Below are 21,550 nucleotides of genomic sequence, written 5' to 3' on the forward strand. Positions count from 1 at the left end.
AAATGTTAAAAGATACCCTAAATAATGTCCGAATCCGAGACGAACACATGTTAATCACCCCCGAAGAAATTAAACAGCTTTATCCTCTTTCTGAAGATTTAAAAAATCAAATAGCTTCATCTCGTCAAACTGTTGTGGATATTTTAGAAAGGCGAGATCACCGATTACTTATCGTCTGTGGTCCTTGCTCTATTCATGATCCTATTGCAGCACTTGAATATGCGCATAAATTAAAAAAACTCTCAGACGAAGTTAAGGATCACTTATTTATCGTCATGCGTGTTTATTTTGAAAAACCAAGAACCACTGTTGGTTGGAAAGGTTTGATTAACGATCCTCATATGGATAGCTCATTTGATATTGAACATGGACTAAAAAAAGCACGTAAATTACTGCTCGATATTGCTGAAATGGGCTTACCTATTGCAACCGAAGCATTAGATCCCAATACACCACAATATATCGCTGATTTAATTAGCTGGTCTGCAATCGGTGCAAGAACCACTGAGTCACAAACTCATCGAGAAATGGCCTCAGGGCTTTCGATGCCTGTCGGTTTTAAAAATGGGACAGATGGTAGTTTGGATGTGGCCATTAACGCCATGAAATCAGCCTCTATGCCTCATCGTTTTGTAGGCATTAATCAACAAGGGCAAGTGACCGTTTTACAAACAATGGGCAATCCACATGGTCATGTTATTTTGCGTGGTGGTAAAACACCTAACTTTGATGCTGAAAATGTCGCATTATGTGAAATTCAAATGCAAAAAGCAGGATTATTACCTAACTTAATGATTGACTGTAGCCATGCTAATTCCAATAAAGATTATCGCAATCAACCGATTGTTGCCGACGCAATTATTGAACAAATTAAGCTTGGTAATAATTCAATTATTGGCGTGATGATTGAAAGTAACTTGTTTGAAGGCAATCAATCTTCTGAACAATCACAAGAAAATTTTAAATATGGTGTGTCAGTGACCGATGCTTGTATCAATTGGCAAACCACTGAACAAGTGTTGCAAAAAATGAATAGCCAGTTAGCGAAACCACTAACTGAAAGACAAAAACAACCACCTAAAGCGTAATTTTTTGATATCTTCCTCCGCCTCAAAAGGTGGAGGATTTTGCTACAGTCACCCAATGAACTACACTGTCTTTTCAGATATAGCCTATCCTCAATATAGCTAATACGGTAATCTTATCGATATTTTTTCCCAAATAATATTTATTACTTGTAAGAAAACGACAAGTTATTTCCTAACAAATAAATGAAGATAAATATATCGCCAACAATAGTACCAGCGATATATCGGTTAGTTAACCTAACTGCTTACGAGCATTACGGAACATTCTCATCCATGGGCTATCTTCGCCCCAATTATCTGGATGCCATGAATTAGCAACTGTTCTAAATACCCTTTCTGGATGTGGCATCATAATAGTTGCTCGCCCATCTTCAGATGTCACCGCAGTAATACCGTTTGGTGAACCATTGGGATTGGCAGGGTACTGCTGTGTTACTTTGCCATAATGGTCAATATAACATGCCGCTATTAATGCTGATGCTTCTAAATTAGTTAGATGCGTATCATCACAAACCTCAACACGCCCTTCGCCGTGTGAAACCGCAATTGGCATATGCGAACCCGCCATATCAGTAAATAGCAACGAAGGGCTTGATTGAATTTGCACTAAGCTAAAGCGCGCTTCAAAACGTTCTGACAAATTACGCACAAAACGAGGCCACAAATCAGCCCCTGGAATCAGATCCTTAAGGTTTGACATCATCTGACAACCGTTACAAACCCCTAACGATAACGTATCTTGGCGATGAAAAAATCGTTCAAATTCATCACGCACCTTTTCGTTAAATAAAATCGATTTAGCCCAACCTTCTCCCGCGCCTAACACATCACCATAAGAAAAGCCACCGCAAGCAACCAGTGTACTAAATTGGTTAAGTGTAATGCGACCTGAGAGTAAATCAGTCATATGCACATCGATGGCCTCAAAACCAGCTCGATCGAATGCGGCGGCCATCTCGACATGCGAGTTAACACCTTGTTCACGCAAAATGGCCACTTTAGGTTTTGCACCTTTCGCAATATAAGGTGCAGCAATATCCGTTTGTGGGTCGAAAGTTAAGTGCACATTTAAGCCAGGATCATCTTTATTTTGTTTCGCTTGGTGTTCTTGATCAGCACACTCAGGATTGTCACGTAAACGTTGCATCTGCCAAGTCGTTTCGGCCCACCATGTTCTTAACATTGAGCGCGACTCACTATAAACCACAGCAGATTTGTTACGCACAATAAATTGTTGTCCTGCTTTAGCACTACCCAAAGCATGAACCGCATGGGATAAGCCAAACTGCTTAAAGTAAGCCCTCACCTCGTCTAAACAACTATTGGCCACTTGAATAACAGCGCCAAGCTCCTCATTAAATAGCGAAGCAATCACATCTTGGCCTAATTGAGAAATATCAACATCAACACCACAATGCCCAGCAAAAGCCATCTCGGCTAATGTCACAAACAGCCCCCCATCGGAACGATCATGATAAGCCAGCAACACATTTTGACTGACTAAAGCTTGAATGGCTTGATAAAAAGCAAGCAGCTCTTTAGGATCATGAACATCCGCTGTTTGTTGGCCTAAATGACGATACACTTGCGCAAGTGCGGTTGCCCCTAATGCTTGATGACCTTTCGATAAATCAACCAACAATAACGTATTATCTTGATCGGTACGCAATTGTGGTGTTACGGTTTTACGCACATCTTCAACGCGCGCAAATGCCGAAATCACCAATGATAACGGCGATATCACTGCTTTTTGTTCACCATCTTGTTGCCATGTGGTTTTCATCGACATCGAATCTTTACCAACCGGAATTGCAAGTCCCAATGCTGGGCATAGATCTTCACCTATTGCTTTAACGGCCTGATAAAGCCCAGCATCTTCGCCCGGATGGTCAGCAGCGGCCATCCAGTTAGCTGAAAGCTTAATGCGTTTGATATCGCCAATATTCGTTGCGGCAATATTGGTAATCGCCTCACCAACGGCAAGCCTTGCCGAGGCGGCAAAGTTAAGCAAAGCAACGGGTGCACGCTCACCGATTGACATAGCTTCTCCGTAATAGCTATCTAAGCTTGCAGTCGTAACCGCACAATCAGCAACTGGCACTTGCCATGGGCCAACCATTTGATCTCGCACCACCATCCCCGTCACAGAGCGATCACCAATGGTAATTAAAAAGGTCTTTTCGGCAACCGTTGGTAAGTGTAAAACCCGTTTGACCGCATCATATAAATTAATATCAGCAGTTGAAAAATTATCACCATGCGCCTGATGTGTTTTTACATCACGTTGCATTTTAGGCGTTTTACCAAGCAGTACATCCAGTGGCAAGTCTATCGGGTTATTATTAAAATGCTCATCATGCAAAAACAGCGCTTTATTTGCTGTTGCCTCACCAATAACGGCATAAGGCGCTCGTTCACGCTGACAAAGCTCATCAAACAATGCCAATTTATTGGAATGGATGGCAAGAACATAACGCTCTTGCGATTCATTACACCAGATTTCTAACGGGGACATACCCGGCTCATCGCTGAGTATTTTTCGGAGCTCAAATTGACCGCCACAGCCACCATCACTAACCAGCTCAGGCATCGCATTAGATAACCCACCAGCACCCACATCATGAATAAACAAAATAGGGTTATCTTCACCTAGTTGCCAGCAACGATCGATAACTTCTTGACAACGGCGCTCCATTTCAGGGTTATCACGCTGAACAGAAGCAAAATCCAGATCTGCATCGGATTGACCTGATGTCATAGATGAAGCAGCGCCACCGCCTAAACCAATATTCATTGCTGGACCACCTAACACAATGAGCTTAGCGCCAGCAGGAAACTCATCTTTTTGGATATGTTCACGACATATATTACCCATACCACCCGCTAACATAATCGGTTTATGATAACCTCTCACTTCTTCGCCATTATGGCTATTTACTCGCTCTTCATAAGTGCGAAAATAACCCAATAAAGCCGGACGACCAAATTCATTATTAAACGCTGCTCCCCCTAAAGGCCCCTCCATCATAATATCAAACGCACTGACAATACGATCAGGCTTACCAAAATCTTGCTCCCAAGGTTGTTCAAAATTAGGGATCCGCAAGTTAGAAACCGAAAAACCCACTAAACCAGCTTTAGGTTTAGCCCCGCGCCCTGTTGCACCCTCATCACGAATCTCACCCCCACTCCCCGTTGCTGCACCCGGCCAAGGTGATATGGCAGTTGGATGATTATGCGTTTCAACTTTCATTAAAATATCCGCATATTCTTGATGATAGCCGTAGGTTTTATTCTCATTATCCGCAAAAAAGCGCCCAACTTTCGACCCATCCATCACCGCTGCATTATCTTTATAAGCGGACGAAACATAATCAGGGGTGTGTTCAAAAGTATTTTTGATCATCTTAAACAGTGATTTAGGCTGTTTTTTACCATCAATAATCCAATCAGCGTTAAAAATCTTATGGCGACAATGCTCAGAGTTAGCTTGTGCAAACATATAAAGTTCAATATCAGTCGGATTTCGTTTTAATTTTTCAAAATTTTCAACTAAATAATCCATTTCATCAGGCGCTAATGCCAAACCTAATTTAAGATTGGCCCGTTCCAAAGCCTTACGACCTTGCCCCAATAAATCAATTATGGTTATTGGCACTGGTAGGTCAACTTTAAACAACTTTTCAACTTTGTCAAAATCAGTTAGCACGGTCTCCATCATGCGATCATGAATCAACGCTTCAAAAGCGACTTGCTGCACTTGAGTCAAAGGCGAACGAGTTTCGACATAATACGCAATACCGCGTTCAATGCGACGAATCTGTGTTAATCCACAATTATGCGCAATATCGGTTGCCTTTGATGACCATGGTGAAATCGTTCCAGCCCGAGGCGTGACTAAAAAGAGTAGTTTACTGGATTTATCTATGACATTTATTTGTGCAGTTTTAGGACCATATTGCAATAATTTATCGAGCGTTAACCGTTGTTCATCCGTCAATTTATCAGTCAAATCAACAAAATGAATATATTGTGCATCCAGGTTAATCACAGGAATCGATTTTTCACGACAAACAGATAGGATTTTACTAATACGATGTAACTATCCCCTAAAATAGTACAGCAAAAAAGTAGAAAATTCTCTATGATACAAGTAAAGGGGATTTAATTATGAAAAAAATGACTGAACATCAAATCGTCGCTATTTTAAAAGAAGCTGAAGCAGGTATTCCTGTCAAGGAACTCTGCCGTAAATATGGCATGGGGAATTCAACTTTCTATAAATGGCGAGATAAATACGGTGGTATGGAAACCTCGGATATCAAACGTTTAAAGGAGCTGGAGGCCGAAAACCGTAAACTTAAACAGATGTTTGCTGAGCTCAGTTTAAAATCTCAGCTTCAGGAAGAAATCATAAAAAAGCTTTAGTGCCAACTGGGGCACGTAAAACGTGGGCACAGCAACTACAACAAAATCATTTGGTTACTATTGCTATGAGTTGTGCCATTGTTGGCTTAAGTCGTTGTGCTTACTATTATCAACCTAAGTTACAGGATGATTCGGTGATTGTTTCGGTATTGAATGCTATCACAGACCGGCATTTACGCTGGGGCTTTCCTAAATGCTTTAATCGTATCAGAAAGCTCGGCTATAAATGGAATCATAAACGGGTATATCGGGTGTATTGTGAATTAAAGCTTAATCTCAGGGTAAAGCGTAAAAAACGTATTCCTCCACGAAGCCCAGAAAGGCTATTGGTTCCTAATAAACAAGGTGAATGTTGGTCAATGGATTTTATGAGTGACAGTAGCTGTAATCAACGTCGCTTTAGGACATTCAATGTCATTGATGACTTTAATCGTGAGGCGTTAGGTATTGATATTGCAGTAAGCTTACCGGCAGTGAGAGTTACCCGTTACTTAGATAAACTGGCTGAATATCATGGCTATCCATTAAAAATACGCGTCGATAATGGACCAGAATTTACAGGAAAAACCTTTATAAACTGGGCTAAATCACATGATATAGCCATTGATTATATAGAGCCCGGTAGCCCATATCAAAACGGGTACATTGAACGATTTAATCGCACCTATCGTACTGAAGTACTCGATTTATATCTTTTTAACAACTTAGCGCAAGCAAGGAGAATAACCGAAGAATGGTTAACGATTTATAACACCGAAAGACCGCATGAGGCATTAAATAACATGACACCGCTCGAATATAAAACACTAAAACAAACAGCATGATTTTCTACTTGAATCTTGTACTAAGTTTGGGGTATTTACAGCAACAAAAATGCCTTTTGATATCAAAGATATTCCTCAAACGATTAATTCTGTTAACCTAGAGCAACAAAAAATTTACGGGCAAAACGATCTCAATGTGATAATCAATAAATTGCCAAGCGTTGATACAACTTATGATATGAGAGATGAGGGTATAAAAATCCGTGGTTTTTCAGCAAGTTCTGGTGATATTTATCGTGATGGTGTTCGTGCAAGTGGACAGGTTAGGCAAAGTACCGCAAACATAGAACGGATTGAAGTGTTAAAAGGCCCGGCATCTGTGCTTTATGGACGTGGGTCGGGTGGTGGCATCATTAATATGATTAGTAAACAAGCTAATTTTGATTCGCCTTCGATTTTAAGCTTACGTAGCGGTTCATGGGATAAGTATGGCGGTATGGTGGATATCAATCACGTTTTACATGATAAACTTGCGATGCGAATGACTGTTGATCATCAATCAAACAGAAGCTTTCGTAAAGGCATTAAGCAAAGGGATACAATGGTCTCACCAAGTATACTTTATGATAATTTAGATGGATTTAATTGGTTAGTTCAATATACTCATGATAATTTGTGGCGTAAGCCTGATAGGACACCGGCTTATTATGATTTACCTAAAGGCGTATCGATTAAAACGGCCTATGCTCATTCTAATGATTATGTGAAAGATAATTATCGTTCATTACGTTCTGTCATGGGATTTGAATTCAACCATGACTGGTCTATTAAATTAACCAATCAATACCGTCAAGCGTCTCAAAATTTTGATCACATTTATGCAGGTAATTATTGTCATTTAAATGGCAAACTGAATAATGGTAAAGATTGTCATCATCAAGGTAAATTGCAATTTCGCCGAGCTTGGCAAGAAACTGCTAATAAGACATATAGTAACACTGCTGATTTAATGGGTAAATTTAATACAGCAAGTATTGTTCATGATATGCTTATTGGTATTGAATATAACATTGAAAAGCGCCAACCAAGATTAGCCTTAACCAACGTTTATCCAGAGGTGGTTGATCCGTTTCATCCGCATTGGCATTCCAAAAAGCCTCATTATAGTAAATTGAATACTAAAACTAATCATAAAGCCACATCGAAAGGATTTTATTGGCAAGACTTAATTAGTTTTACAGCACAATGGAAATTATTAGCAGGATTACGTTACGATAATTATAATTTTGCATCAAATGACAAATTAAAACATCAAAACCGTTCATATGATGGGCACTCGTTAAGTCCTCGATTTGGTTTAATTTGGCAACCTGTGGAATCGCAGAGTTTTTATGCTTCTTATAGTAAAAATTTTGCACCTTATGGAGGTCGAGGTCTTATTACAATTTCGACCAACTCAAAAACAGTTTATGATGATAAACCCCAATATTCGCGTCAATATGAAGTGGGAATTAAAAGCGATTGGCTAGCTGATAAACTTTCCTCTCAAATCGCCCTTTATGATCTCGAACTATATAATGTCCGTTACTAGCCGGATGCCGTTAATGATCCTTATAATTGGCAGGTAAAAGGGAGCGATCGTAGCCAAGGCATTGAGCTAAGCGCTATTGGTCAGCTGGCATCAAAATGGTACATTAATAGCGGTATTGGTTATCAACAAGCCAAAGTCCATAAAGATAAAAAAACACCAGCCAATTAGAACAAATATTTGCCTAACACGGCTAAGCATAGTGGTTATTTAAGCGTTCGTTATTTACCTTACGATAATTGGTTTATTGAAGTGGAACTTAATTATAAAGGATCGATGTATAACGATGATAAGAACGAATTTAAACGCCCTGGTTATACCGTATGGAATTCTGCGGTTGGTTATCAATCTCGCTACTTTGATGTAACTTTAGCATTCACTAATTTACTGGGTAAAGAGTATTGGCGTTCAAGTAGTATGCCGGGTACACCTAGAGCCTTTTTGTTGACCGCTAGTTATAGACTGTAAGGTGATATAAAAACAAGTACTGAATTAATTAAGCATTAAAAATGAGGTAAGTCATTATTGGCAAGATAACTCAGCTTGTTTTTCGGTATTTTGTTAATAAATTCAGTTTGTTAAACATTAAAAATGTTTATAGGGTTTTTTATATTAGTTAAGAGGCTGAAAATTTAATATCGAATGTTGACGATGATAATCATGCAATAAAAATTATCTAATTACCTCTTTAATATTAAAGTTAAAACAAACGGTTTTTTTAAGATCACATAAAATACAAAAAATGCACAGATAGGTGTAGAATCTAATTCAAAAGTTTAACAAGCTGTTACCGATATAATAAGCAAGGCTGATTAAAAAGGGCCATTTTAAAACATAAGAATAAATTTGGTGACACTCTTTTAAAAGAATTAGTTAAAGCTAATTATTCAATTGTGAGACAAGGCGGATTCTGCTATACTGCATTCCCGTCTGATTCTTGTATGTTGTATTGGTTTTGATTCTTTAAAATCGATGCAATATTGTTCTAATTAAATTAATAATGGTCTGGTATTAATGGTCACGAATTATATTTTTGTTACAGGCGGTGTCGTTTCTTCTCTTGGTAAAGGCATTGCCGCAGCCTCACTCGCTGCAATCTTGGAAGCCCGCAATTTAAATGTCACCATGCTCAAGCTCGATCCCTACATTAATGTCGATCCGGGTACAATGAGTCCTATTCAACATGGTGAAGTGTTTGTGACTGAAGATGGTGCTGAAACCGATCTGGATTTAGGTCATTATGAACGTTTTATTCGCACTAAAATGACGCGAAAAAATAACTTCACTACAGGTCGCATTTATTCCGATGTATTACGTAAAGAGCGCCGTGGTGATTATTTAGGAGCAACAGTTCAAGTTATTCCTCATATCACTAATGCAATTAAATCACGTGTAATTGATGGGGCAAAAGGTTTTGATGTTGCGATTGTTGAAATTGGTGGCACAGTAGGTGATATTGAATCACTTCCATTTTTAGAAGCGATCCGTCAGTTAGCCGTAGATGTGGGGCGTGAGCACACGTTATTTATGCATTTAACGTTAGTACCTTATTTAGCATCTGCTGGCGAAGTTAAAACTAAACCTACGCAACATTCAGTAAAAGAGTTACTGTCAATTGGTATTCAACCGGATGTATTAATCTGTCGTTCCGACCGCATTATTCCTGCACACGAACGAGCTAAAATCGCACTATTTTGTAATGTTCCTGAGCGTGCAGTTATTTCACTGAAAGATGTCGATTCTATTTATAAAATACCTGCATTATTAAAATCACAAAACTTAGATACTTTTGTTTGTAAACGATTCAATCTTGAATGTAAAGAAGCCGATTTATCGCAATGGGAACAGGTGATTTACGAAGAAGCCAACCCAGTGGGTGAAGTGACTATTGGTATGGTGGGTAAATATATCGCCTTACCAGATGCTTATAAATCAGTTAATGAAGCGTTAAAACATGGTGGATTGAAAAATCGTTTAACTGTGCATATCCGTTATATTGATTCAGAAGATCTTGAATCACGTGGAACTGATTTACTGCAAGGTTTAGATGCGATCTTAATTCCAGGTGGATTTGGTTATCGTGGCGTTGAAGGTAAAATCATGGCGGCTCGCTATGCGCGCGAAAATAAAATTCCATATTTAGGTATTTGCCTTGGCTTACAAGTGGCTATGATCGAATATGCACGTAATGTTGCAGGTATTAAAGATGCTAATTCAACCGAATTTGTCAAAGATTGTGCAAATCCAATCATTGCTTTAATTACAGAATGGAGCGACGAATCGGGAAATGTAGTACAACGCAATGAAAATAGTGACTTAGGGGGCACAATGCGCTTAGGTTCGCAGATTTGCCATTTAGAACCAAATTCATTAGTATACGGTATGTATAAAAATGAATCGATTGCCGAACGTCATCGACATCGTTACGAAGTAAACAACAATTTATTACCTGAAGTGGTTAAAGCTGGGTTAAAGGTCACCGGTCTTTCAACGGATAGAAAGCTAGTTGAGATCATCGAAATACCAGATCATCCATGGTTTGTTGCGTGTCAGTTCCATCCAGAATTCACTTCAACGCCAAGGGATGGACATCCACTCTTTAGTAGTTTTATTAAAGCTGCCAAAGCTTATCAAGAGCAGCAACAAAAATAGTTTTGAATTAACATTATTAATATATCTGTCATATAGAGGGAAAATAACATGGCAAAAATCGTTAAAGTACATGGTCGTGAAGTCATCGACTCTCGTGGTAATCCAACTGTTGAAGCCGAAGTTCATTTAGAAGGAGGTTTTGTTGGCCTTGCAATCGTGCCATCTGGGGCATCAACGGGGTCACGTGAAGCGTTAGAACTTCGTGATGGTGACAAGTCTCGCTTTTTAGGTAAAGGCGTATTAAAAGCAGTTGAAAACGTAAATGGTCCAATTGCAAAAGCAGTTGTTGGTAAAGATGCTTTAGATCAAGCTACTATCGACCAAATCATGCTTGATTTAGATGGCACTGATTTCAAATCTAACTTAGGTGCTAACTCAATTCTTGCTGTATCTTTAGCAACGGCTAAAGCAGCTGCGGCAGCTAAAGGTGTTCCTCTTTATCAACACATTGCTGACCTTAATGGTACGCCAGGTCAATACTCGATGCCATTACCAATGATGAACATCATCAACGGTGGTGAACACGCTGATAACAACATTGACTTACAAGAATTTATGATTCAACCGGTTGGTGCTAAAACAGTACGTGAAGCAATCCGCATGGGTTCTGAAGTATTCCACAACTTAGCTAAAGTATTACACGCTAAAGGCATGAATACTGCAGTGGGTGACGAAGGTGGTTTTGCGCCTAACTTAGATTCAAATGCTGAAGCATTAGCTTGCATTAAAGAAGCAGTAGAAAAAGCTGGTTATGTATTAGGTAAAGACATTACTTTAGCGATGGACTGTGCAGCTTCTGAATTCTATAACAAAGAAACAGGTAAATACGTATTAAAAGGTGAGGGTAATAAAGAATTCACTGCGCAAGAATTTACTCACTACTTAGAAGGTTTAACTGAACAATATCCAATCGTATCAATCGAAGATGGTTTAGATGAAAGTGATTGGGAAGGTTGGGCATACCAAACTAAAGCTCTAGGTCACAAAATCCAATTAGTCGGTGATGATCTATTTGTAACCAATACTAAAATCTTCAAACAAGGTATTGAAAAAGGTATCGCTAACTCTATTTTAGTTAAAGTAAACCAAATCGGTACATTAACCGAGTCTATTGCTGCGGTTAAAATGGCGAAAGATGCAGGTTATACAGCAGTTATCTCTCACCGTAGTGGTGAAACCGAAGATTCAACAATTGCTGATTTAGCTGTAGGTTTAGCGGCGGGGCAAATCAAAACAGGTTCAATGAGCCGTTCTGACCGTGTTGCTAAATACAACCAATTGATCCGTATTGAAGAAGCTTTAGGTTCAAAAGCGCCATTCAACGGTTTAAAAGAAGTTAAAGGTCAATAATTAGTTTTTTATAAACTATAATTATCACTTAAAAAAACGGTGACTAGTTCACCGTTTTTTTATTTTCATATAATTTAAACATTACTTGATGTAGGAATAGTTGCGCCGAATAAGGTTGTGTTGTACTCTTAATGTTTGATTTTTTTATGGCTTATTAATAAATAATGCATATTGATTAATTTAGCCACTCTATAATAGATAAAATAACTAACTCGATTTAAAGTTCTACTTATGAATAATATTACGAATATGTCTCGGCCAAAAAGTAAATGGCAACTCTTTAACTGGCTCTATGCTGGTAAATTACCACTAAATGAATTATGGCTTAACCCGACCTATCGTTATAAGTTTTTTTTAAGAACCTTATTCTTAAGCCCAATTACTCTAAAATGGCTTAATAAATTAAGACAATACCCATTACTTGGTTATTATCTTTCGTGCCAAACTAATTTACCATGCAAATTACAGCGACCTTATTTAGCATCTTGTTTAAGCCAAAAAGTACGCTATGCTGCATTAGCCTATCATTATGACTTTTTAGCAAAACAACCCGACAGCGTAACCAAAGCTTTTTATAATCCAGATTCGCCGTTTGTTTTGGCTAATGTTATTGTTAAAAATGAAACAAATATCCAAATTGCGGTTCAAGCTCGTAACAAATTTGCCAGAGAAGGCGAAGTAAGCCTTTATTTTTATGATAGTGATGGGATTGATTTAACCACTTTAACGTTTTCAATTGTTGAATATCAAGGTAAGCCAACGCTCTTTATTGCTGGTTTACAAGGTACAGGTCACGATGACGCACGTACTCGTGTACAAAAAGCAACTAAAGCCTGTTATGGGCTATTCCCTAAACGTGTTGCAGTTGAAGCTGCATTAACCGTTGCACGTTACTATCAATTAACGCAAATTGTTGCTGTAGGTAATAAAACACATATCTATAACAATTGGCGTTACAATAGCCGTCAAGAACGAGTGTTGTCTGATTATGACGATTTTTGGTTAACCCTTGATGGAAAACCAGATACCAATGGTTTATTTATACTACCAAACCAAATTAATCGAAAAACAATTGAAGAAATTGCCAGTAAAAAACGTTCAGAATACCGTAACCGCTATGCTTTATTGGATCAGCTTCAATTTAATATTGAACAAAATTTAGCATCATTAACATAATTATTAGCATTAATAGATTAAAACGTATACTTGATTCAATAATTTAAAAATTAATGAATGGATAGTTAAGGAATAAAATATGTATTTTGGCATTCTTATTGCGCTAGTGCCGCTTTGTATAGGTTATTTAATTAAAATAAAAAATAGTAATTGGCTAACAAAAATTAATCTAATTTTGAGTTGGATGATATATCTTATTTTGTTCATTATGGGAGCCGAACTTGCACAGTTGGATAATTTAACCACTAATTTGCAAGTTATTTTATGCTATGCAATTGTTCTTTTTATTTGCACGTTCGGCGGGAATTTTGTTGTTTTAATGATGTTGGATTTTTTTTCCACCTCCAAAAGTGAAAATTTAAATCAAACTTATACGTCACATTTTAAGATGATTCTTGAATCATTACGTGTGTGTATTGCATTAATTGTTGGGTTTATTTGTGGATTATTACCATTATTTATTTGGCAATATGCTGAAAATGTAACTCAAATTATCCTAGTTTTTTTATTATTTTTAGTCGGAATTCAATTACGTAGTAATAATATTTCGATTAAGCAAATTTTACTCAATAAAGTTGGGATGACGACATCCATATTGGTTGTAATGAGCGTTTTATTGGGCGGGATCGTTGCTTCATTTATTTTAAACTTGCCTGTTCGCGTTGGTCTTGCCATGTCATCTGGCTTTGGCTGGTATTCATTGTCAGGTATTTTAATGACAGAAGCGCACGGGCCAATTATTGGTAGTGCTACATTTTTAAATGATATGTTACGAGAATTGTGCGCAATTATTTTAATTCCTACATTGATTAAGCGTTTTAAATTCACAACATTAGGATTGTGTGGTGCAACATCAATGGACTTTACACTACCAATGCTACAAAAAGGAGGAGGGATAACCATTGTTCCTGCAGCTATTGCCCAAGGTTTTTTATTGACTCTCCTTATGCCTATATTTATTACCTTGCTTAATTATAGTGTGTTTTAAAAAATCACATAAAATCAATATTCTACCTGAAGTTTTTTATTTTTTAGGTTATGTTTTATACACGCTCATTTTTTAGGAACAAAAAAAGGCGTAGTGTCGACGCCTTCGTGTTGTAGCAGTTGGATTTTTTTATCAATCCCCCCAGCGTAACCCGTTAAATTGCCGTTAGCACCAATGACCCGATGGCAAGGAATGATAATTGATATTGGATTATGACCAACAGCACCACCCACTGCTTGATTAGACATGCGTGGTTTGTCTGTTTTTAGTGCAATCTGTTTTGCGATATCGCCATAAGTTGTGACCTTACCATATGGGATTTCACATAAGATTTTCCATACTAAATGTCGAAAAGGTGTACCGTTTGGCGCAAGCTCTAGCTGATATAGATTTGGTTTCTTTTCTAAAAAATAATCATCAAGCCATTTTTTTGTAGAATTAAAAATAGGCAAATTAGGTTTTTCTTCTTTTTGTGCACTGACTATATTGCCAAAATATTTTTGCCCTTCAATCCATGCACTAACTAGCTTATTTTGTTGGCTAACCAAGGTAATTAATCCCATGGGAGATGAATAATTACATAAATAAAACATATTGACCTTTTATAATTTTCTATAAAAAATGATGATACATGATGCTTTTTTATAGTGATAAATACGACAAATTTATCTATCAATATTGTACATGAACGATAAAAAGGAATATGGCTCATTGACGAGCCATATGTTTAAAATCATTTAGCTTGATTTTTACCTTTTTCGACGTAGCTCATGTCGCCAAGGCTTTCAACAACAAATTTACCGTCGTCGGTGTAACGAATTTTAGTGATACTGGCGTTGCCTAATCCTGCCGTAATTGGTTTATCTAGCCATTCTTCAACCATAGCTGTAATTGCCATACCGTGTGATACCACTAAAACATTACCACCGCCTTGTGCTTTGGCTGATTCGGCAATGGTTTTTAATGAAGACTGCATGCGTGTTTTTACTTTATTATAGTTTTCAGCCTCACCAGATTTTTCAACTGCAGCAATAGCATCTATCATTTTTTTTAGGGTAACTTTACCTTTTGCCATATCTGCCATTAGATCTTTATCTGATGCATAACCTAAGTGTTGGGCTGCAGGATTCCACATATTAGGGTCAAGATCGCCTTCAAAATCGCCAAAACAGACTTCACGCAATCCTTCCATTTCATTAATTTGAACTTGATCGCCTTTGGTTTCTAAAACAATGCGAGCTGTTTGGCGTGCTCTACCTAAATCACTAGAATAAGCCGAAATAAATTTAACATCTTTTAAACCTTGACCTAATTGCTCGGCCACTTCAACACCAGGTTTTGTTAAAGGCGTATCTGACCACCCTTGTGCACGATGAACATTATTAAACATGGTTTTACCATGTCGAGCCACATAAAGATAAATATCATCAGCAAAAGCTTGCGATACACTTAATATTGAAATAATTAACGAGCTGGTTAGTATAATAAATTTTTTCATTTTTCTGTCCTCTTTATAATAAGTTAAATTTGTAATCAATAACGGTTTCTGCTGAAAGTGAAGGTGAACGTTGATATTTTCCGTGTCTAAGTTTTGGCGTAAGGTCTGAGGTACTTAATGTTTTATAAGACCATCCATAACCAACCTTTGATAAAATAGAAAGATTTTTAAATGCACTACTAGTTGGTCTCCATATATCGAAAACGTTTATTTCGCCATTTTTCAATGTATTATGTTTGTAGTTAAATTGACCATAATTCATATATAAGCCTGTGCTATTATCTTTAACAAAATCATAGCTCATTACAGTGGTTAGCACTAGTTCACCATCGCGTAAATAGTCTGCACCTGCAGCAGCCAAACCATTAAAACGAGCCCGTGTATTTTTGCCTAAATGCCGATTATAATGCCCAATTGCATTGTGTTTATTAGCATCAGTGTAAGCTAATCCGATTTTAACACTCCAATCTTTTTCTTTCCATTCTATATCAGTTGCATAATGCCACGCATGATTTTCAAACTCTTTTTTGTTTTGCTTCATAGAATCATAATTATCAAGCGCATAACTACCGTAGAATTGCCCGCCTAAAATCAACTTTTGCATTGGTTTATAGGATAATTCAATAACATGGCGTCTTAGATAGTCTTTGGCAACACCATAAGAATAATCTAAAGTAAGATCTTTATCTTTATAAGCGATTTCAACTGTTGAAATATTATTAATGACTTTTTTACTATCTTTGGTTAAAAAATGTACTTTTCTGGCGGATTCTCGAGGTAATGTGCTATCTATATAAGCTAACGATAAGTAAATATTATCATATTTTAGAATTCCGCTATAACCCAGATAACTATTGCGAGTAAGGTGTTTAGATGAACTTATTATTCCAAAATTTTTCAAACTATGCCAGCCAATTTTACCGTTGAAATGAATGGCATTATTGTCAAATTTAATTTTTGCATAACGTTGGGTCATTTTATTAAAACCATGGGCATAATGTTTGTTATAACTTTTACCATCATTATAAAGTAAATTACGTGTTGCAAAATAATCACTAGCACCTAATTTTATTACATTATCATATGTGACATCAAAACCAATAGTGTTGAATAAGAAGCCTGATTTATAATCCAAAGTGAATACTTGCCCCCAAGCGCTGTGTACCTCTTTTTGTTGGGCTGCATTTTCTTTTAAATACTTCCAATGATTACGAGTAGAAAATTCAAACTTAGAATTTTTAAAAAATAGATTATCGAAGAGTGAATTATTCGTTAGTTCATTTGCCGATGCCGAAGAGCTCGATATCCCCAGTAGCATCATTGTGAGATATTTGATTTTCATTGTTATTTTCTTAACCTATTCCTGTTTGTATATAGCAAAACGATTTTAATTATTAAATTGATTCAATTATTTTTTTATATTGTTCTCTTTTTACTGGTATCTGCTTCTATGTTGATCTGTTTATTTTGAATGAAATAAAGGGGGAAGTTGCTAAGCATAATCCCCCTAAGTTATCTTACTATTTTAAATTTTCACCTTTTGATGAAATCACGGACTGATACCAATAAAAGCTTTTCTTTTTGAGGCGATTTAACGTACCTGTACCATCTTGGTTTAAATCAACATAGATAAAGCCATAACGTTTAGTCACTTCGGCTTTTGATGCACTGATAAGGTCTATTGGCCCCCAACTGGTATAGCCCATGACTTCAACGCCATCATTAATAGCCTCACGAATTTGTACTAAATGATCATTCATATAGTTAATTCGATAATCATCATTGATAGTGCCGTCTGCTTCTAATTTATCTTTGGCACCCAAGCCATTTTCAACAATAAATAGTGGTTTTTGATAACGTTCATAAAGTAAATTAAGGAGATAACGAATCCCAGTTGGATCGATCTGCCACCCCCATTCGGATGATTTAAGATAAGGATTAGGTACCATATCTAAAATATTACCTTTGGTTTTCTGAGACTCATCGGATGTTGCACAACAGCTCATGTAATAGCTAAATGAAACAAAATCGACGGTTTCTTTTAGATCTTGTTTATCTTGTTCGGTGATCTCAAGCTTAATATTATTTTCTTTAAAAAAGCGATTCATATAAGTTGGGTAATGACCACGAACTTGCACATCACCAAAAAATAGCCAACCATGATTTTCTTGATGAGTTGCCCAAACATCTTCCGGTTTTGGGGTAAGCGGGTAAGCCACTGCACCTAATAGCATATTCCCAATTTTGGCATCAGCAATCATTTGATGACAAAGTTTAACCGCTCGGCTACTAGCAACCAATTGATGATGGATAGCTTGGTAGATTTGCTGCTTAGTGCTGTTTCTATCCAAGCCTACACCCGTAAAAGGTTCATGTAATGACATGTTGATTTCATTGAAGGTTAACCAATATTTAACTTTATCTTTATAACGTGCAAAAACGGTTTTAGCATAACGAGTAAAGAATTCAATTACTTTACGATTGCCCCAACCGCCATATTGAGTGACCAGATAATAGGGCATTTCATAATGTGATAAAGTGACTAATGGCGTGATGTTGTGCTTTGCCATTTCATCAAATAATTTATCATAAAAGGCTAGCCCCGCTTCATTAGGATGTTCTTCGTCGCCATTCGGGAATATACGTGTCCAAGCAATTGATGTTCGTAAACAGGTAAAACCCATTTCAGCAAATAGGGCAATATCTTCTGGGTAACGATGATAAAAATCGATAGCGTTATCTTTTATGCTTGTAATATTGGTTTCGTTTCGATTAATGATGTCACCAAATAAACCATTTGGTGTACAATCTGATGTAGATAAACCTTTACCATCTGTACGGTAAGCCCCTTCAACTTGATTGGCGGCAATAGCACCGCCCCAAAGAAAATTACTAGGAAATTTTGTTGGCATGTTTTACTCCTTATTTTGGGATAACGCTAATAAAGCCTCTCCACTTTGAATATTATCTTGTTTGAATATAGGTAGTATGTCTTGATAGTTATCACTGTTTGTAATAATGATTGGCGTGGTCACTTCAAAACCAGCCTGCTTAATTGCTTCTATATCAAAACTAACTAATAAATCGCCTTTTTTTACTTTGTTACCTGCTTTGATATGAGCCTGGAAATATTGACCGTCTAATTTAACGGTATCGATACCAATATGGATCAATATTTCGGCTCCGGAGTCAGTTTGCAAACCAATTGCGTGCTTGGTTCTAAATAGTGACACGACCTCACCATCATCAGGCGCTACAACTTGTCCAATTGTAGGAATGATAGCTGTACCTTTACCCATTAATTCACTGGCAAATGTGGGATCGTTAACCTCACTTAATGCAATGACTTTTCCAGTCATTGGGCTGTAAATCGTAGTATTATTTTGCTTCTCAATGTTTTCATTATCTATATTATTAGGCGATAAATTATCGCTTTCATTAGTTTTCGATTTATCTTTAGCTATACCAAAAAAGTAAGTGGCTAATGACGCAATGGTAAATGATAGAATTGAAGCAACGACAACAGCATAAAATCTTTCATCTATACCTTCTGGTGGGATTAATTGTAAAAATGCAAATATACTAATAAAGCCAAATGAATAGGCTACAGAGTGATAACAACCAACAATAGCACCGCCAATAGCGGCAGATAAACAACCAATCACAAATGGTCTTTTTAATGGCAAATTGACCCCATAGATTGCAGGCTCAGTCACGCCAAAAATGCCAGACAATACCGAAGAACTTGCTAACCCTTTAAATTGTTTATCTTTAGATCGTAACATGACAGCTAATGCTGCACCAGTTTGAGCAAAGACTGCAGGGAACAGAATTGGCAACATGAAATCTTCTTGGTAAAGCGCTATGTTGTTCATGGCAAATGGCACTAATCCCCAATGAACGCCAAAGATCACCATGATTTGCCAAACAGCGGCTAAAATCATTGAGGCAATAACGGAATTAAGTTGGTAGATATAGATAATGCCCGAGGCAACTGCATCACTCAAAATTGATACTATAGGACCTATGACCGTAAACGTTAAAGGTACCGTAATTAAGATGCCAAGTAATGGAGAAATAAATTTTTTAAACGAATCATGCAATATTTTATTAAAGTTTCGTTCTAATAGTGAATAGAACCAACTTGCCAAAATAATTGGGAATACAGATGAAGCATAGGGAATAAGATTAATTGGAATAGAGAAGAATTCAGTTTGTAATTCTAGAGCTCCTTTCATCATACCGACTATATTGGGGTGAACTAAAGCTCCACCGAGAGCCATTCCAACATAAGGATTGCCACCGAATTTTTTCACGGCAGAAAAACCTAAAATAATAGGGAGGTAATAAAATGGTGCATCGGCAATGGCAAATAGGAAGTTATAAGTTGGTGTTTCAGGGGCAATGATATTAAGTATTTGTAACAGAGATATTAAGCCTTTTAAAATTCCTCCTGCAACAAGAATAGCTAGCGCAGGAATAAAAATACCTGAAACTAAATCAATCAATTTAGATAGCACGCCTGATTTTTTGCCTGACTTGGTCTCTGAGCTAGGATTTTCATTAAGATTGGTTAATTGCATGATATCGCTAAAAATATCTGCAACATTATTACCGATAACGACCTGAAATTGTCCTCCACTTTGTACAACAGTAATTACACCAACCTGTTTTTTTAATGTATCTGCATCAGCTTTATTATCATCTTTTAACACAAACCTTAAGCGAGTCGCACAATGCACTAAGCTGATAACATTGTCCTTTCCCCCAACATGTTGAATAATTGATTCGGCAAGTTGTTTGTTTTTCATACCTTATCCTTTCTAATGCAAAAAAAAACCTAAATCCCTTTAATTTAAGGAATTTAGGTTTTGCTCGCATAGCTAGTTATTTCACTATGCAATAACAATCCAAAAATGATTTGCTAAGATTAGCATGATTTAAGAAAAGTGAGTATAGATTGTTTAATCGTAATGATTAAATCGTGACTTATATCACATTATTGTTTTTTCAATTCAGTGCGTAACCGTTCAATATGAATGGTTAAATAAAGACTTTCGTCATCAGAAAGTGGATGTTGATATTGCTGTATCAAATGTAAATCTATTTGTTTAGTACATAAATAAGATTGCGCGTATTTTTGACGGATGATTTCATATAGAGAGGTATCTTGATGTGGTTGGAATTGTTGATTTGATATACGATGCGCAAAAAATTTTAAATGGGTAACAAAGCGCTGATAAGATAGACAGTTTTCATCATATTCAAAGTTAAAATGATATTTTACAATATTGAGGATTTCGCGCATGATTTTAGTCAAGTTGACAATATTGGGCATTGTGTCATTTAATTGTGCATTGATGATATGAAAAGTAATAAAACCGGCTTCATCTTCAGGTAATTCAACTGATAATCGATCTTTTATTATTGCTAGCGCATATAAACCGATCTGAAACTCTTTAGGATAAAACTTTTTAATTTCCCATAAAAAGCCATTGGGTATATCAAATCCTTGTTTATGGCGCTCAATGGCAAAATGGATATGATCAGTCAGTGAAATATAAATGCTGTCTTGCAATCTGCCATCTATACACTGTTTAGCATGATTAATGATAACTTCGGATGTAGTTAACACTTCAAAGGGAATTTTTGAAAGTAATTCTTCAAACTTTGGGAAAGTTTCTTTATTATCTAGTGAAAACTGCTTTTCTATGAGACTAGGATCGATTAAATCGCCTTCACGTTTTTTAAATCCAATTCCACGACCGGTGACGATTAATTCATTGCCTTTGGCATCAAGTGTGACAATAACATTATTGTTTAATATTTTATAAACTTTCATTGGGTATAATCAATTCCTTATGTTTATTTATTATGAATCGGCATAAAAAAATCGGAAGCAAAAAAATAAAAAAGTGTGATAAACATCATACTATTTGAAAAAATATAGTTGGCCTTTTTTTACAAGTATAAAAAAGCCCCGATAGAGTTAACTTATCGAGGCTAGTTAGTCAATAT

Annotated in this window: 15 protein-coding genes; 8 read left to right on the forward strand and 7 right to left on the reverse strand. The window is 36.7% G+C overall.

From position 1 onward, the window contains the following. Positions 1–2 precede the first annotated feature (2 nt). Positions 3–1,088 carry a 3-deoxy-7-phosphoheptulonate synthase gene (locus tag A9G23_RS02875; protein ID WP_065586188.1) on the forward strand — a complete coding sequence of 362 codons (1,086 nt, stop codon included), beginning with the start codon at positions 3–5 and terminating at the stop codon, positions 1,086–1,088. Positions 1,089–1,320: 232 nt separating this feature from the next. Here A9G23_RS02875 and purL read toward each other — a convergent pair whose 3' ends face one another. Next, the gene (gene purL / locus A9G23_RS02880; protein ID WP_065586189.1) at positions 1,321–5,181 is read right to left on the reverse strand and encodes a phosphoribosylformylglycinamidine synthase; all 3,861 of its coding nucleotides are present in this window, start codon (positions 5,179–5,181) and stop codon (positions 1,321–1,323) included. A gap of 77 nt (positions 5,182–5,258) precedes the next feature. Between purL and A9G23_RS02890 the strand changes: the two genes are divergently transcribed. The 7 genes from A9G23_RS02890 (at position 5,259) to A9G23_RS02920 (ending at position 14,034) form a co-directional block, all read left to right on the forward strand. After that, a protein-coding gene (locus tag A9G23_RS02890) for an IS3 family transposase (RefSeq protein ID WP_442899759.1) occupies positions 5,259–6,340 on the forward strand; the annotation gives its coding sequence in 2 pieces (ribosomal slippage) (positions 5,259–5,505 and positions 5,505–6,340; 1,083 coding nt in all). Between the two features lie 49 nt (positions 6,341–6,389). Further along, complete coding sequence (locus tag A9G23_RS02895) at positions 6,390–7,871, forward strand: TonB-dependent receptor (protein WP_065586191.1); 1,482 nt, start codon at positions 6,390–6,392, stop codon at positions 7,869–7,871. 177 nt (positions 7,872–8,048) lie between these two features. After that, the gene (locus A9G23_RS02900) at positions 8,049–8,336 is read left to right on the forward strand and encodes a TonB-dependent receptor domain-containing protein (protein WP_065586192.1); all 288 of its coding nucleotides are present in this window, start codon (positions 8,049–8,051) and stop codon (positions 8,334–8,336) included. 546 nt (positions 8,337–8,882) lie between these two features. Then, positions 8,883–10,520, forward strand: a complete 1,638-nt coding sequence (pyrG, locus tag A9G23_RS02905; RefSeq protein WP_065586193.1) for a glutamine hydrolyzing CTP synthase — start codon at positions 8,883–8,885, stop codon at positions 10,518–10,520. Between the two features lie 48 nt (positions 10,521–10,568). Beyond that, on the forward strand, positions 10,569–11,870 hold the full coding sequence (gene eno / locus A9G23_RS02910) for a phosphopyruvate hydratase (RefSeq protein ID WP_065586194.1): 1,302 nt from the start codon (positions 10,569–10,571) through the stop codon (positions 11,868–11,870). A gap of 231 nt (positions 11,871–12,101) precedes the next feature. Continuing rightward, positions 12,102–13,046, forward strand: coding sequence for a VirK/YbjX family protein (locus A9G23_RS02915; RefSeq protein ID WP_065586195.1), 945 nt, complete (start codon positions 12,102–12,104; stop codon positions 13,044–13,046). 79 nt (positions 13,047–13,125) lie between these two features. After that, the gene (locus A9G23_RS02920; RefSeq protein ID WP_065586196.1) at positions 13,126–14,034 is read left to right on the forward strand and encodes a lysine exporter LysO family protein; all 909 of its coding nucleotides are present in this window, start codon (positions 13,126–13,128) and stop codon (positions 14,032–14,034) included. A 65-nt stretch (positions 14,035–14,099) separates the two neighbouring features. Here A9G23_RS02920 and A9G23_RS02925 read toward each other — a convergent pair whose 3' ends face one another. The 6 genes from A9G23_RS02925 to licT all read right to left on the reverse strand — a co-directional run bounded on the left by A9G23_RS02925 (position 14,100) and on the right by licT (position 21,374). Continuing rightward, positions 14,100–14,627, reverse strand: a complete 528-nt coding sequence (locus A9G23_RS02925; protein WP_065586197.1) for a methylated-DNA--[protein]-cysteine S-methyltransferase — start codon at positions 14,625–14,627, stop codon at positions 14,100–14,102. Positions 14,628–14,767: 140 nt separating this feature from the next. Beyond that, on the reverse strand, positions 14,768–15,532 hold the full coding sequence (locus A9G23_RS02930) for a histidine phosphatase family protein (protein WP_065586198.1): 765 nt from the start codon (positions 15,530–15,532) through the stop codon (positions 14,768–14,770). Between the two features lie 13 nt (positions 15,533–15,545). Next, entirely contained in the window at positions 15,546–16,874 is a 1,329-nt protein-coding gene (locus A9G23_RS02935) for an OprD family outer membrane porin (RefSeq protein ID WP_065586199.1), read from the reverse strand. Between the two features lie 178 nt (positions 16,875–17,052). Continuing rightward, on the reverse strand, positions 17,053–18,444 hold the full coding sequence (locus A9G23_RS02940) for a glycoside hydrolase family 1 protein (RefSeq protein ID WP_065586200.1): 1,392 nt from the start codon (positions 18,442–18,444) through the stop codon (positions 17,053–17,055). A gap of 3 nt (positions 18,445–18,447) precedes the next feature. After that, positions 18,448–20,343: a beta-glucoside-specific PTS transporter subunit IIABC gene (locus A9G23_RS02945; RefSeq protein WP_065586201.1), complete on the reverse strand. Its 1,896-nt coding sequence runs from the start codon at positions 20,341–20,343 to the stop codon at positions 18,448–18,450. Positions 20,344–20,531: 188 nt separating this feature from the next. Beyond that, a complete protein-coding gene (gene licT / locus A9G23_RS02950; RefSeq protein WP_065586202.1) occupies positions 20,532–21,374 on the reverse strand; it encodes a BglG family transcription antiterminator LicT in 843 nt (280 codons plus the stop codon). Between the last annotated feature and the right edge of the window lie 176 nt (positions 21,375–21,550).

Origin of the sequence: Gilliamella sp. App4-10 (genome assembly GCF_001690495.1) — a bacterium.
Taxonomy (GTDB): domain Bacteria; phylum Pseudomonadota; class Gammaproteobacteria; order Enterobacterales; family Orbaceae; genus Gilliamella; species Gilliamella apicola_G.